At 62.1% G+C, this 12,222-nt stretch carries 11 protein-coding genes; 2 read left to right on the top strand and 9 right to left on the bottom strand.

Annotated elements, in window-relative coordinates:
* Nucleotides 1-23: 23 nt before the first annotated feature.
* Both ahpC and ahpF read left to right on the top strand, forming a co-directional pair.
* The gene (gene ahpC, locus L9B60_RS00315) at nt 24-587 is read left to right on the top strand and encodes an alkyl hydroperoxide reductase subunit C (RefSeq protein ID WP_249674989.1); all 564 of its coding nucleotides are present in this window, start codon (nt 24-26) and stop codon (nt 585-587) included.
* A 155-nt stretch (nt 588-742) separates the two neighbouring features.
* Nucleotides 743-2,305 (top strand): alkyl hydroperoxide reductase subunit F, encoded by a 1,563-nt coding sequence (gene ahpF / locus L9B60_RS00310; protein ID WP_249674988.1) that lies wholly within the window; start codon nt 743-745, stop codon nt 2,303-2,305.
* A 55-nt stretch (nt 2,306-2,360) separates the two neighbouring features.
* On the opposite strand, the gene gloA is transcribed toward ahpF, so the two are convergent.
* The 9 genes from gloA to L9B60_RS00265 form a co-directional block, all read right to left on the bottom strand.
* Nucleotides 2,361-2,882, bottom strand: coding sequence for a lactoylglutathione lyase (gloA, locus tag L9B60_RS00305; protein WP_249674987.1), 522 nt, complete (start codon nt 2,880-2,882; stop codon nt 2,361-2,363).
* A gap of 271 nt (nt 2,883-3,153) precedes the next feature.
* The gene (locus L9B60_RS00300) at nt 3,154-3,531 is read right to left on the bottom strand and encodes a histone-like nucleoid-structuring protein, MvaT/MvaU family (protein ID WP_249674986.1); all 378 of its coding nucleotides are present in this window, start codon (nt 3,529-3,531) and stop codon (nt 3,154-3,156) included.
* A gap of 415 nt (nt 3,532-3,946) precedes the next feature.
* A complete protein-coding gene (locus tag L9B60_RS00295) occupies nt 3,947-4,885 on the bottom strand; it encodes a carbohydrate kinase family protein (protein ID WP_249674985.1) in 939 nt (312 codons plus the stop codon).
* Nucleotides 4,886-4,898: 13 nt separating this feature from the next.
* Nucleotides 4,899-6,359, bottom strand: coding sequence for a xylulokinase (gene xylB, locus L9B60_RS00290; RefSeq protein ID WP_249674984.1), 1,461 nt, complete (start codon nt 6,357-6,359; stop codon nt 4,899-4,901).
* Between the two features lie 5 nt (nt 6,360-6,364).
* Entirely contained in the window at nt 6,365-7,846 is a 1,482-nt protein-coding gene (locus tag L9B60_RS00285) for a mannitol dehydrogenase family protein (RefSeq protein WP_249674983.1), read from the bottom strand.
* A gap of 15 nt (nt 7,847-7,861) precedes the next feature.
* Nucleotides 7,862-8,965, bottom strand: a complete 1,104-nt coding sequence (locus tag L9B60_RS00280; RefSeq protein WP_249674982.1) for an ABC transporter ATP-binding protein — start codon at nt 8,963-8,965, stop codon at nt 7,862-7,864.
* Between the two features lie 28 nt (nt 8,966-8,993).
* Nucleotides 8,994-9,824: a carbohydrate ABC transporter permease gene (locus L9B60_RS00275; RefSeq protein WP_249674981.1), complete on the bottom strand. Its 831-nt coding sequence runs from the start codon at nt 9,822-9,824 to the stop codon at nt 8,994-8,996.
* Between the two features lie 10 nt (nt 9,825-9,834).
* Nucleotides 9,835-10,761, bottom strand: coding sequence for a carbohydrate ABC transporter permease (locus L9B60_RS00270; RefSeq protein WP_249674979.1), 927 nt, complete (start codon nt 10,759-10,761; stop codon nt 9,835-9,837).
* 68 nt (nt 10,762-10,829) lie between these two features.
* Nucleotides 10,830-12,152, bottom strand: a complete 1,323-nt coding sequence (locus tag L9B60_RS00265; RefSeq protein WP_249674978.1) for an ABC transporter substrate-binding protein — start codon at nt 12,150-12,152, stop codon at nt 10,830-10,832.
* Between the last annotated feature and the right edge of the window lie 70 nt (nt 12,153-12,222).

Genomic DNA, 12,222 nt, shown 5'->3' with positions numbered 1-12,222 from the left:
AACACCCCTCAGGAGATTCACCGATGCCTATCATCAACAGCCAAGTCAAACCGTTCAAAGCTCAGGCCTACCACAACGGCAAGTTCGTTGAAGTGACCGAAGCGGCCCTGAAAGGCAAGTGGTCTGTCGTGTTCTTCTACCCAGCCGACTTCACTTTCGTGTGCCCGACCGAACTGGGCGACCTGGCAGACAACTACGCTCAATTCAAAGACCTGGGCGTTGAGATCTACGGCGTGTCCACCGACACCCACTTCACCCACAAAGCCTGGCACGACACCTCGGACACCATCGGCAAGATCCAATACCCACTGATCGGTGACCCGACCCACCTGATCTCGCGCAACTTCGACGTGCTGATCGAAGAAGCCGGTATGGCTGACCGTGGCACGTTCGTGATCAACCCCGAAGGCCAGATCAAAATCGTTGAACTGAACGACGGCGGTGTTGGCCGTGACGCCTCCGAGCTGCTGCGCAAGGTCAAGGCTGCCCAATACGTGGCCGCACACCCGGGTGAAGTCTGCCCAGCCAAGTGGAAAGAAGGCGAAGCCACCCTGGCCCCTTCGCTGGACCTGGTCGGCAAGATCTAAGCATCTGCCTGCCAGCGGCTCCTGCCTGACGCGGGAGCCGGGTTGCGGCGAAGGCCCGGCCCGCTCCTGATCACGCACCAGTCGCCCCCAACAATGCCCGGGCGAATTCGCTCGGGCATTGTTTTTTATACGAACCAAAAAAGGAAATCGCCCGCATGTTGGACGCCAATCTAAAAGCCCAGTTGAAATCGTACCTGGAACGGGTTACCCAACCGATCGAGATCGTTGCCTCCCTCGATGACGGCGCGAAATCCCAAGAATTGCTTGGCATGCTGCGTGAAATCGACGGCCTGTCGGACAAGATCACGCTGCATGACAACGGTAACGATGCGCGCAAGCCGTCGTTCTCGGTCAATCGCCCGGGTGCGGATATCAGCCTGCGTTTCGCCGGTATCCCCATGGGCCACGAATTCACCTCCCTGGTGCTGGCCCTGCTGCAAGTGGGCGGCCACCCTTCCAAGGCGAGCGCCGAGGTGATCGAACAGATCGCCGGGCTCAAGGGTCAATTCAACTTTGAAACCTACTTCTCGCTGTCCTGCCAGAACTGCCCGGACGTGGTGCAGGCGCTGAACCTGATGGCTGTGCTCAACCCCAACGTGCGCCACGTGGCCATCGACGGCGCGTTGTTCCAGGCCGAAGTGGACGCGCGCCAAGTGATGGCAGTGCCCAGCGTTTACCTCAATGGCGAAGTGTTTGGCCAGGGCCGCATGGGCCTGGAAGAGATCCTTGCAAAGATCGACACCAGTGCCGGTGATCGCCAGGCCGACAAGCTGAACGCCAAACAGGCTTTCGACGTGCTGGTGGTGGGGGGTGGCCCGGCGGGCTCCGCTGCAGCCATCTACGCGGCCCGCAAAGGTATCCGCACCGGCGTCGCTGCCGAGCGCTTCGGCGGCCAGGTGCTGGACACCATGGCCATCGAGAACTTTATCTCGGTGCAGCACACCGAAGGGCCGAAACTGGCCACGGCACTTGAAGAGCACGTCAAGGAATACGACGTCGACATCATGAACCTGCAACGCGCCGAAGCGTTGATCCCGGGCAAGGACGGCGGCCTGCACGAAGTACGCTTTGCCAGCGGCGCGAGCCTGAAGGCCAAAACCGTGATCCTGGCCACCGGTGCCCGCTGGCGCGAAATGAACGTGCCGGGCGAAAAGGAGTACCGCAACCGTGGCGTGGCCTACTGCCCGCACTGCGATGGCCCGTTGTTCAAGGGCAAGCGCGTGGCGGTGATCGGTGGTGGCAACTCGGGCGTGGAGGCGGCTATCGACCTGGCCGGTATCGTTGCCCACGTGACCTTGCTGGAGTTCGACGGCCAGTTGCGCGCCGATGCGGTGCTGCAGCGCAAACTGCACAGCTTGCCGAACGTCAAGGTGATCACCAATGCCCTGACCACCGAAGTGACCGGCGATGGGCAAAAGGTCAACGGCCTGCGCTACAAGGATCGCCAGAGCAGCGAAGAGCACACCGTGGAGCTGGAAGGGATTTTCGTACAGATCGGCCTGCTGCCCAACACCGATTGGCTCAAGGGCACCATCGAGTTGTCCCAGCGTGGCGAGATCATGGTCGATGCCCGTGGCGAAACCAGCTTGCCCGGTATCTTCGGCGCCGGTGACGTGACCACCGTGCCGTACAAGCAGATCGTCATCGCCTTGGGCGAGGGCGCGAAGGCTTCGCTGGCCGCCTTCGATCACCTGATCCGTAGTTCCGCGCCGGCCTGATCACCAGGTCGCCCACATCGTGGGGGCTGTGGGAGCAGAGCTCCCACGGTGCGTTTTAGAACTCGGTTGGCTGGATAATCTCTACCCAGTACTCATCCGGGTCCTTGATGAAAGCCAGGTGCTTCATGCGGCCATCGCTCAGGCGCTTCTGGAAATTCACGCCCAAGGCTTCGAAACGCTCGCAGGCGGCGCGGATGTCCGGCACGGCCAGGCAGATGTGACCAAAACCGCGCGGGTCGGTGTTGCCATTGTGATAAGCGAAGGCCGGGTCGTTTTCGGTGCCGTGGTTGTGAGTCAGCTCCAGCACGCCGGGGATCGACTTCATCCACTGGTTGCGCGCGGCGTCATCGGCCGGGATATCGGCCTTGTCCACCAGGGCCAGGAAGTACAGGCTGAACTCGGCTTCCGGGAAATCGCGCTTTTCTACCAGGCTGAAACCCAGGATGCGAGTGTAGAAGTCCAGGGACTTCTCGATGTCCTTCACGCGCAGCATGGTGTGGTTGAACACGAACTGCGCGGTGGCGGTATCGGGGGAGGCGGTGACGCCGGGAACGGCGTTAAGGGCTTGCAGGCTCATGAGAACTCCTGAGGCGGTAAAAAAGACAGCCTCCCATGATACCCGCCACACCCCTTGATAGGAACGTCTGCGCTGCGTTGATGTGCCGCAGTCAAACGCCAGGCAATAAGAAGCCCGCCGAAGCGGGCATTGGGGCGCTGATCCTTCAGCAGCCTTTATCCTGTAAGAATGGACGTGAAAAAGTTGTGAAAAAAAACCGACAGGGTGTTTTTCAGACCAGTTGTTTCGGCATAAAAAAACCGGCCCTGTGCCGGTTTCTTCATGAGTGGGTTTAGCCGCGCAGCCATCCGTTGACCGTGGCCACGCCGTATTTTTCTTTCCAGGCCTTGAGGCCCCGGTGGTTGCCGCCCTTGGTCTCGACACGCTCGCCGGTGTGGGGGTTGTCGTAGATTTTCAGCACCCGTGGCCGGCGCGTCTGCTTGGGCTTGGCCGAAGCGTTAGGCAAGCGCAGGCTCAAGCGGGCGGCTGCCGGGTCGAGAATGGCTACCACGTCGCGCAGGCTCTTGCCGTAGCTGTTCATCAGGCTCTGGAGTTTTGTTTCGAACTCGATTTCCTTTTTCAGGCCGGCGTCGTTCTTCAAGGACTCCAACTGGGCCAGTTGTTCTTGAAGTGCCTTTTCGGCGGCGCGGAATTCAGCGAGTCTGGACATGGGGAGCTCCTTTTAGAGTGAAACGTGGCCCGTCAACGGCGAGCGATAAACGCTGATATTTGAGCGGGTGTTATCCAAACTATAGTGTCGTCTGAATTGAGAGTAAACAATTTACCGAATAAAAGTCGGAAAAAATAAAATGACGACGGCGCAAAGGTTTAGTGTGTTGTGCGCACTTGCAGGAATCTTCTGACAGAACTTTCCGATAGATTCGTAAGATCTTTCAAAAGTATTAGTTAGTTGGTGGGGGAATTTGACGCGGTATAAAAGGTGTTCAAATGGCGCTGCAGGGGGGCGTGGATATTCAAATGATCGATGTTCTATGAGTGTGCGAGTTCATACTGAGTCGTTACAGTTGGTTAGTGCCAGGCTAGGCCCTGGCACTAGGTTCTTACAGAGCCTAAAGGTGTTGGCCTCAAGCCAGTTGATGCCTATAAGGCAAGTCCGGCCCCACCTTGCTGCACGTCAATGCCGCTGCACGCACCGCAAAGTTGAGCATCGCGTCCAGTTGCGCGGCTGTCAGTTGCCCAAGGCCTTCTGTAGAGTCCAGGCCCTGTTCGGTCAGCCAGGTGATCAGCGCCGCCTGGAAGGTATCGCCAGCGCCCACCGTGTCGGCGGTGGCCACCTCACGCGCCGGTACGCTCCAACTGCCGTGCTGGCGGCTGAACACTTGCGCACCTTCCCGGCCGCGGGTGATGAACACCAACTGGCATTGCTGGCTCAGCCAGCCTTGGGCAATCGCCGCGCTGTCCTGGCCGGGGTACAGCAGGTGCAGGTCTTCATCACTGACCTTGATCAGGTGCGCGTGGCCTGCGAACTCGGCGATGCGCCGGCGCCACAGGTCAATGTCGGGTGCCGGGTTGAGCCGCACGTTGGGGTCCAGGCTGATCAGCCGTCGGCCGCTTTCGCGGCGCACCAGCTCCAGCAACGTGCTGGCGATGGGTTCCACCACTAATGAAAACGAGCCGACGTGCAGCCCGCGTACCTGTTCGCCCAAGGTGGGCAACTGGCTGGGCAGCAGTTGCCGGTCGGCGCAGCCTTCGCCGCGAAAACTGTATTGCGGCGAGCCATCGGCGCCCACGGCCACCATGGCCAAGGTGGTGGGCGCCTCCACGTGCTGCACGAAATCACTGCGCACGCCTTCCTCGTCCAGCATGTGCGCCAGGCGTTGGCCCAGGTAATCGGTCGACAAGCCGGCCAACAATGCCGATTCCACCCCTAGGCGCGACAGGCCGATGGCCACGTTGAACGGCGAGCCGCCCGCGACCGCCTGGTACCCCAGGCGCGAGGTTTGGCTGAACCGGTCTGGCTCGCAAAAAAAGTCGAACAAGGCTTCACCACAAACAAGAAACATAAAGGCTCCAAAATTAAAGCTTGGCAATGTGCTGGCGATAGTCGCGATAGACCGCTTCATAGCGTGCCACGTTCGCCGCCACGGGGCTTGCATGATGGTCGGGGGCCAACTGCACGCAGCGCTGGCACAGGCTGGCAAGTGAGACCGGCTCCATGCACCAGGCCGCTTGCACGGCGGCGCCCAGCGCGGCGGCCTCTGGCTGGCGCGGGCAGACCACCTGGGTGTTCATGATATCGGCGACCATCTGCCGCCAGACAGCACTGTTGGCGCCGCCGCCGATCAGCCGGATGCTGGTGCTGCGCACGCCGCTGGCACGCAGCAAGTCCAGCCCGTAACGCAGGCCGAAGGTGGTGCCCTCCACGGCGGCGCGGCACAGGTTGGCCGGGCTCAGGTTGGTGCTGGTCAGGCCCTGGAAACTGCCGTTGGCATGGGGCAGGGCGGGTACCCGTTCGCCATTGAGAAAGGGCAGCATCAGCACCCCGTCGCAGCCGATGGGCGCTGCCTGGACTTGCTGGTTGAAGGCATTGATGTCCAAGGCAAACAGTTCGCGCACCGCGCTGGTGGCATTGGTCAGGTTTTGCGTGCAGATCAGCGGCAACCAGCCGCCGCTGGACGAACAGAAGGTCGCCACCTCGGGCTCCGGGCTCACCTGTGCGCTGTCGGCGTAGGCGTACACGGTGCCGGATGAGCCCAGGCTCATGGTCAGGATGCCGGGTGCGATGTTGCCGGTGCCGATGGCGCCCATCATGTTGTCGCCGCCGCCGCTGGCCACCACGGCCTGGGGGCTGATGCCCAGCAGGTTGGCAATGCCGGGCAGCACGGTGCCGACCGCTTGGCGTGACTCGATCAGCTCGGGCAGGGCGCCGGCCAGGCGCGGGTCGATGGAGGCCAGCAGGTCCAGGTCCCATTGGCGCGTGCGCACGTCGAAGTAGCCGGTGCCGGACGCGTCGCCATATTCGCTGCAGCAACGCCCCGTCAGCCAATAGTTGAGGTATTCATGGGGCAGCAGGATGTGGGCGATGCGGGCGAACACCTCGGGGTGTTGCTCGCGGGTCCAGAGCAGCTTGGACACCGTGTAGCCCGGCGCAATGGCCAGGCCCAGGCGCTTGAGCGAGCCCTGCACACCGCCCAACTGCGCCAGCAGGCGGTCATTCTCGGCGCTGGACTCGGTGTCGCACCACAGCTTGGCAGGGCGCAGTACCTGGCCCTGCTCGCACAGCAGCACCAGGCCGTGCTGCTGCCCGGAGACGCCCACGCCACGCACCTGGGCGCCGTTGATACCGGCGGCGTCCAGGGCCTGGCGGGTGGCCGTCACACAGGCATCCAACCATTGTCGCGGGTCTTGTTCGCGGCGCCCATTGGCGCCGCTGACCATTGTGTGGGGCGCTGCACCCTGGCCCAGCACCTGGCCGCTGTCGGCATCCAGGATCAACGCCTTGGTGCCTTGGGTGCCGCAGTCGATTCCCAGGTACATGGCGGTTATTCCTTCGCGCTGAGCAGGTGCTCCAGCGTCCACTGAACGCCATTGAGGCGCAAGTGCTTGAGCTGGATTTCAAAGGCCGCGACAAATTCCGCCGACTGCGCCATTGCCGTGCCGAAGATCTCGTCCACGCCCAGCAGGCGTTGGGTCACCAGCCCATCATCGGCCACCAGCGCCTGGCAGAAGGCGGCGCGCGGGTCGGGGATGCGGTAGTGGCTGCCTTTCTCGTCCACGCCCTTGAGGTACAGGGCCCAGGCGGCCACCACTAGGGCTGCGCGGTTGAGGTCACCGCCACTTTCGATCAGGCGGTTGATGGTGGGCACGGTGAATTTGGGGAACTTGGAGGAGCCGTCCGAGCACACCCGCTCCAGTTGGTCGGCGATGGCCTGGTTGGAGAAGCGCTCGATCAGGGTGTCCTTGTAGCCCTCAAGGTCGATGCCCGGTACCGAGGCCAGTTGCGGGGTCACGTCCTGGTCCATGTAGGCGCGGATGTAGCGCACGAACAACGGATCGTTCATGGTTTCGTGGACAAAGCGGTAGCCGTGCACAAAGCCCAGGTAGGTCAGGGCCAGGTGGCTGCCGTTGAGCAGTTTGATTTTCATCTCTTCGTAGGGCGTGACGTCGTCGGTGAATTGCACGCCGACCTTTTCCCAGGCCGGGCGGCCGTCGCCGAACTTGTCCTCCAGCACCCATTGCACGAACGGCTCGCACACCACCGGCCAGGCATCGTCGATGCCATGGCGGTCATGCAGTTGCTGTTTGTGGGCGTTGCTGGTCATGGGGGTGATGCGGTCGACCATGGCGTTGGGAAAGCTCACGTGTTCGGCGATCCAGTCGTGCAGGTCGCCGCCTTGCAGAGCCGCGAACGCCAGCAACGCCTTGCGCGCCACGCCGCCGTTGTGCGGCAGGTTATCGCAGGACATCACCGTGAACGGCTTCACCGAGGCGGCGCGGCGCTGGGCCAGGGCGGCGCAGAGAAAGCCGAACACGGTTTTTGGCGCCTGGGGGTGGCTCACGTCGTGCTGCACCAACGGCAAGTGGGCCATGAACTCGCCGCTGCTGTCGTCGATGCAGTAACCGCCTTCGGTGATGGTCAGCGAAACGATGCGGATAGCCGGCTCGCTGAGTTTATCGATCAGCGCCTGTGGGCTGTCTTCGGCCAACAGCATGTCGCTGATCGTGCCAATCACCCGCACTTGGGTGTCGGGCGTGTCGCCCAGTTCGACCAGCGTGTACAGGTAGTCCTGGCCGGCCAGGGCATCCTGCACGGCGCGGTCTTCGGCCCGCAGGCCCGCGCCGCAGATGGCCCAATCCAGGCCTTCGCCCAGGTTCATCAGGGCGTCGGTGTAATAGGCCTGATGCGCGCGATGGAAACCGCCCACGCCAATGTGCACGATGCCTTGGGTGGTGGCGGCGCGGTCATAAGCCGGGCGCTTGATGTCATCGGGCAGCTGCTGCAGGGTTGCTTGGGTGAGTTTCATGGCATGTACTCGGGTTCAGGCGGCGGCGAGCAGCGGTTTGGCCACGGCGATGCCATCGGCATCGAACAGGTGGCAGTGTTCGGCGTTCAGGTAAAGGCTCAGGCGTTCGCCATATTGGCTGGCCAGGTCGCCGCGAATACGCAGGGTAAGGGGTTCGCCCGAATCAGTGATCACGTGGCAGAAGGTGTCGCTGCCCAGCCGCTCGCCCACGTCGGCGGTCACCGCCAGTTGGGTTTGGCCGGGGCTGGCCAGCTCCAAATGCTCGGGGCGTATGCCTAGCGTGACCTCGCTGCCCACGCTCAGGTTGCCGTTGACCCGTGGCAGTGTGATGCGCGTGCCAGCGGCCAGGTCCACCTCACAGCCCTGGTCGTGAAGGCGGCTGACCTTGCCCTTGAGAAAGCCCATCTTCGGCGTGCCCAGAAAGCCTGCTACGAACAGGTTGGCCGGCGCGTGGTACAGCTCCAGCGGCGAGCCCACTTGCTCCACGCGGCCGGCATTGAGCACCACCACCTTGTCGGCCAGGGTCATGGCTTCGACCTGGTCGTGGGTGACGTAAATCATGGTGGCCTGCAACTCCTTATGCAGCCGCGACAGTTCCAGGCGCATTTGCACGCGCAGGGCGGCGTCGAGGTTGGACAGCGGCTCGTCGAACAAAAAGATCTTGGGGTTGCGCACGATGGCCCGGCCAATGGCCACGCGCTGGCGCTGGCCGCCCGACAGCTGCTTGGGCTTGCGCTCCAGCAAAGGCGCCAGTTCCAGGATGCGCGCGGCCTCGTCCACCTTGCGTTGTACGTCGGCCTTGGGCGCGCCGGCCAGGTCCAGGGCAAAGCTCATGTTCTTGCGCACGGTCATGTGTGGGTACAGGGCGTAGGTCTGGAACACCATGGCCAAATCGCGCTTGGCCGGGCTGACCTGGGTGATGTCGCGCCCGTCCAGTTCAATTGTGCCGCTGCTGACCTCTTCAAGGCCTGCGATCAGGCGCAGCAGGGTCGATTTACCGCAGCCGGAGGGGCCGACGAATACCACGAATTCCTTGTCGTTGACCTGCAGGTCGATGCCCTTGATGATCGAGAGCCCTTCGAAGCCTTTTTTCAGGTTTTTTATTTTCAGGGTGGCCATTGGCATTACCTCGGAATATTCAGTGGGATCATTTCACGGCACCAAACGACAAGCCGCGCACCAGTTGTTTCTGGCTGATCCAGCCAAAAATAAGGATGGGCGCGCAGGCCAAGGTCGACACGGCCGACAGCTTGGCCCAGAACAAGCCTTCGGGGCTGGAGTAGGAGGCGATCAGGGCGGTCAGGGGCGCGGCGTTGGAGCTGGTCAGGTTCAGCGACCAGAAGGCTTCGTTCCAGCACAGGATCAGCGACAGCAACAGGGTCGACGCCAGTCCGCCTTTGGCGATGGGCAGCAGCACGCGCACCATTTCCTGCAGCAGCGTGGCGCCGTCCAGGCGGGCGGCTTCGAGGATGTCGCGGGGGATGTCCTTGAAGTAGGTGTACACCATCCACACCACGATCGGCAGGTTGATCAGGGTGTAGATAATGATCAGCGCCAGGCGTGAGTCCAACAGGCCCATGCCCTTGCACAACAGGTAGATGGGCATCAGCACGCCTACCGGCGGCAGCATCTTGGTGGACAGCATCCACAGCAGGGTCTGCTTGGTGCGCTGGGTTTCATAAAAAGCCATGGAGTACGCTGCCGGCACTGCGATCAGCATGCACAGCAAGGTGGCGGTGAACGAGATGAACACCGAGTTCCAGGCAAAGTGAAAGTAATCGCTGCGCTCTTGAATATGCAGGTAGTTTTCCAGCGTCGGCGTGAAGAAAAACTGCGGCGGCGTGGCGAACGCGTCGATCTCGCTCTTGAAGCTGGTGAGGATCATCCAGAAAATCGGGAAAAACAGCACCAGCGCGATGATCCAGGCCAGGCTGCCCAGGCAGAGGCTTTGCAGCCTGCGGGTTTGTTGAAGTGTCATGGCGCGGCCCTCAAGGCTGGTCGGTGAGGTTTTTGCCGATCATCCGCACCAGGATGATCGCAGCGATGTTGGCGATGACCACGGCGATCAAGCCGCCGGCCGAGGCCATGCCCACGTCGAACTGCACCAGCGCCTGGTTGTAGATCAGGTACGCAAGGTTGGTGGACTCAAACCCGGGGCCACCGTTGGTGGTGGTGAAAATCTCGGCAAACACCGAGAGCAAAAAGATCGTCTCGATCATCACCACAACGGCGATGGGGCGCGCCAGGTGCGGCAGGGTCAGGTGCCAGAAAATTGCCAGGGCACCGGCACCGTCCAGGCGCGCGGCTTCTTTCTGTTCCTGGTCCAGGGACTGCATGGCGGTCATCAGCAGCAAGATGGCGAACGGCAGCCATTGCCACGACACGATGATGATGATCGACAGCAACGGGTAGTGCGCCAACCAGTCGATGGGCTGGGCGCCGAACAGCTTCCACAGGGCGGCGAGGATGCCCGACACGGGGTGGAAGATCAGGTTCTTGAAGATTAGCGCGCCCACCGTGGGCATGATGAAAAACGGCGAGATCAACAGCACCCGCACGATGCCGCGGCCGAAGAACTCGCTGGCCTCCAGCAGCGCCGAGATCAGCACGCCGAACACCACGCTGATCAGCAGCACGCTGCCCACCAGCAACAAGGTATTGGCCGCGCCCGGCAAGAAGCCCGAGTCGGTGACGAAGTAGGTGAAGTTCTCCAGCCCCACGAACTGATTTTCGCCGGGGTTGAGCAGGTTGTAGCGGATCAGCGAGAAGTAGACGGTCATGCCCAGCGGCACGATCATCCACAACAGCAACAGCAGGACCGACGGGCTGACCAGAAACCAGCCGGGGTTGCGCAGGCGGCTTTTTCCGGGCTCGCTGGGAAGCTCCAGATGCGCCTTGGCGGTATGGGTGTTCATGGGTGCGTACCTGAATGATCGCAGGGGCCGCCCGGCGAAATGCGCGGGCGGCGGGGCTGGCTATGCGATTACTTGGGGTAGCCGGCGCGTTTCATCTCGCGCTCGGTGGTCTGTTGCGCATCGGCCAGGGCCTTTTCCACCGTGCTGCCACCGGTCAGTGCCGAGGCGAACAGTTTGCCCACCGAGGTGCCGATGGACTGGAACTCGGGGATGGTCACCAACTGGATGCCGATGTAGGGCACAGGCTTGGCGCTTGGGTGTGCCGGGTCCACCGACTTGAGCGACTCCAGGGTAATTTTGGCGAACGGCGCAGCTTTCATGTAAGCATCGTTATAGGTCGAGGCGCGGGTGCCCGGTGGTACGTTGGCCACGCCGTCTTTGTCGGCCACCAGCGCTGCGTACTGCTTGGACGTGGCCCAGGCGGCAAAGGCCTTGGCGGCGGGTTTGGTCTTGGAACTGGTGGGGATCGCCAGTGCCCAGGAGTACAACCAGGCCGAGCCCTTGTCGGTCACCTCGTGAGGCGCGTAGGTGAAGCCCACGTGGTCGGCGACCTTGCTCTGGGTTTTGTCGGTGACGAAGGAGCCTGCCACGCTGGCGTCGACCCACATCGCGCACTTGCCGCTGTTGAACAGCGCCAGGTTTTCGTTGAAACCATTGCTGGACGCGCCCGGCGGGCCGTACTTTTTCATGGTGTCGACGTAATAGGTCAACGCCTTGGTCCATTCGGGGCCGGTGAATTCCGGTTGCCATTTTTCATCGAACCAGCGCGCGCCGAAGCTGTTGGCCACGGTGGTAATCAGCGCCATGTTCTCGCCCCAGCCGGCCTTGCCGCGCAGGCAAATGCCGTATTGCTCCTGGTCAGGCTTGTTGAGCTTGGCGGCGAACTCGGCCATCTGTGTCCAGGTGGGGCGTTCGGGCATCTCGATGCCGGCGGCCTTGAACAGGTCGGTACGGTAGTAGGTCATCGAGCTTTCGGCGTAGAAGGGCAGGGCGTACAGGGTGCCTTTCACCGACAGGCCTTCGCGCACCGAGGGGAACACATCGTCCAGGGCATAATCGGCCGGCAGGTCTTTCATCGGCTCAAGCCAGCCCTTGGCGCCCCACAGGGCGGCTTCGTACATGCCAATGGTCAGCACGTCGAACTGCCCGCCCTGGGTCGCGATGTCGGTGGTCAGGCGCTGGCGCAGTACGTTTTCCTCCAGCACCACCCAATTGAGCTTGATGTCCGGGTGTTCGCTTTCAAAGGTCTTGGAAAGGCGCTGCATACGGATCATGTCGCTGTTGTTGACCGTGGCGATGGTCAAAGTATCAGCGGCGAGGGCCAAGGTACTGAACGTGGTGCAGGCCAACAGGCCTGAGGCGGCAAGCAGGATTTTTGCTGGGGTCGACATCGCGCACTCCTCTTCGGCGCCCTTGAGCGGCCGAAGCCTGGTTATTGTTTTTGTTTGCTGTGCTGATTAC

The organism is Pseudomonas abieticivorans (genome assembly GCF_023509015.1).
Classification (GTDB): domain Bacteria; phylum Pseudomonadota; class Gammaproteobacteria; order Pseudomonadales; family Pseudomonadaceae; genus Aquipseudomonas; species Aquipseudomonas abieticivorans.
This window is presented reverse-complemented; position numbering and strand designations above follow the sequence as displayed.

What these genes read in the sequence shown, in the direction of transcription:
- L9B60_RS00275 (WP_249674981.1), bottom strand. Translation starts at nt 9,824, where the DNA reads ATGACACTTCAACAAACCCGCAGGCTGCAAAGCCTCTGCCTGGGCAGC.
- ahpF (WP_249674988.1), top strand. Translation starts at nt 743, where the DNA reads ATGTTGGACGCCAATCTAAAAGCCCAGTTGAAATCGTACCTGGAACGG.
- xylB (WP_249674984.1), bottom strand. Translation starts at nt 6,359, where the DNA reads ATGTACCTGGGAATCGACTGCGGCACCCAAGGCACCAAGGCGTTGATC.
- L9B60_RS00300 (WP_249674986.1), bottom strand. Translation starts at nt 3,531, where the DNA reads ATGTCCAGACTCGCTGAATTCCGCGCCGCCGAAAAGGCACTTCAAGAA.
- gloA (WP_249674987.1), bottom strand. Translation starts at nt 2,882, where the DNA reads ATGAGCCTGCAAGCCCTTAACGCCGTTCCCGGCGTCACCGCCTCCCCC.
- ahpC (WP_249674989.1), top strand. Translation starts at nt 24, where the DNA reads ATGCCTATCATCAACAGCCAAGTCAAACCGTTCAAAGCTCAGGCCTAC.
- L9B60_RS00285 (WP_249674983.1), bottom strand. Translation starts at nt 7,846, where the DNA reads ATGAAACTCACCCAAGCAACCCTGCAGCAGCTGCCCGATGACATCAAG.
- L9B60_RS00280 (WP_249674982.1), bottom strand. Translation starts at nt 8,965, where the DNA reads ATGGCCACCCTGAAAATAAAAAACCTGAAAAAAGGCTTCGAAGGGCTC.
- L9B60_RS00295 (WP_249674985.1), bottom strand. Translation starts at nt 4,885, where the DNA reads ATGTTTCTTGTTTGTGGTGAAGCCTTGTTCGACTTTTTTTGCGAGCCA.
- L9B60_RS00270 (WP_249674979.1), bottom strand. Translation starts at nt 10,761, where the DNA reads ATGAACACCCATACCGCCAAGGCGCATCTGGAGCTTCCCAGCGAGCCC.
- L9B60_RS00265 (WP_249674978.1), bottom strand. Translation starts at nt 12,152, where the DNA reads ATGTCGACCCCAGCAAAAATCCTGCTTGCCGCCTCAGGCCTGTTGGCC.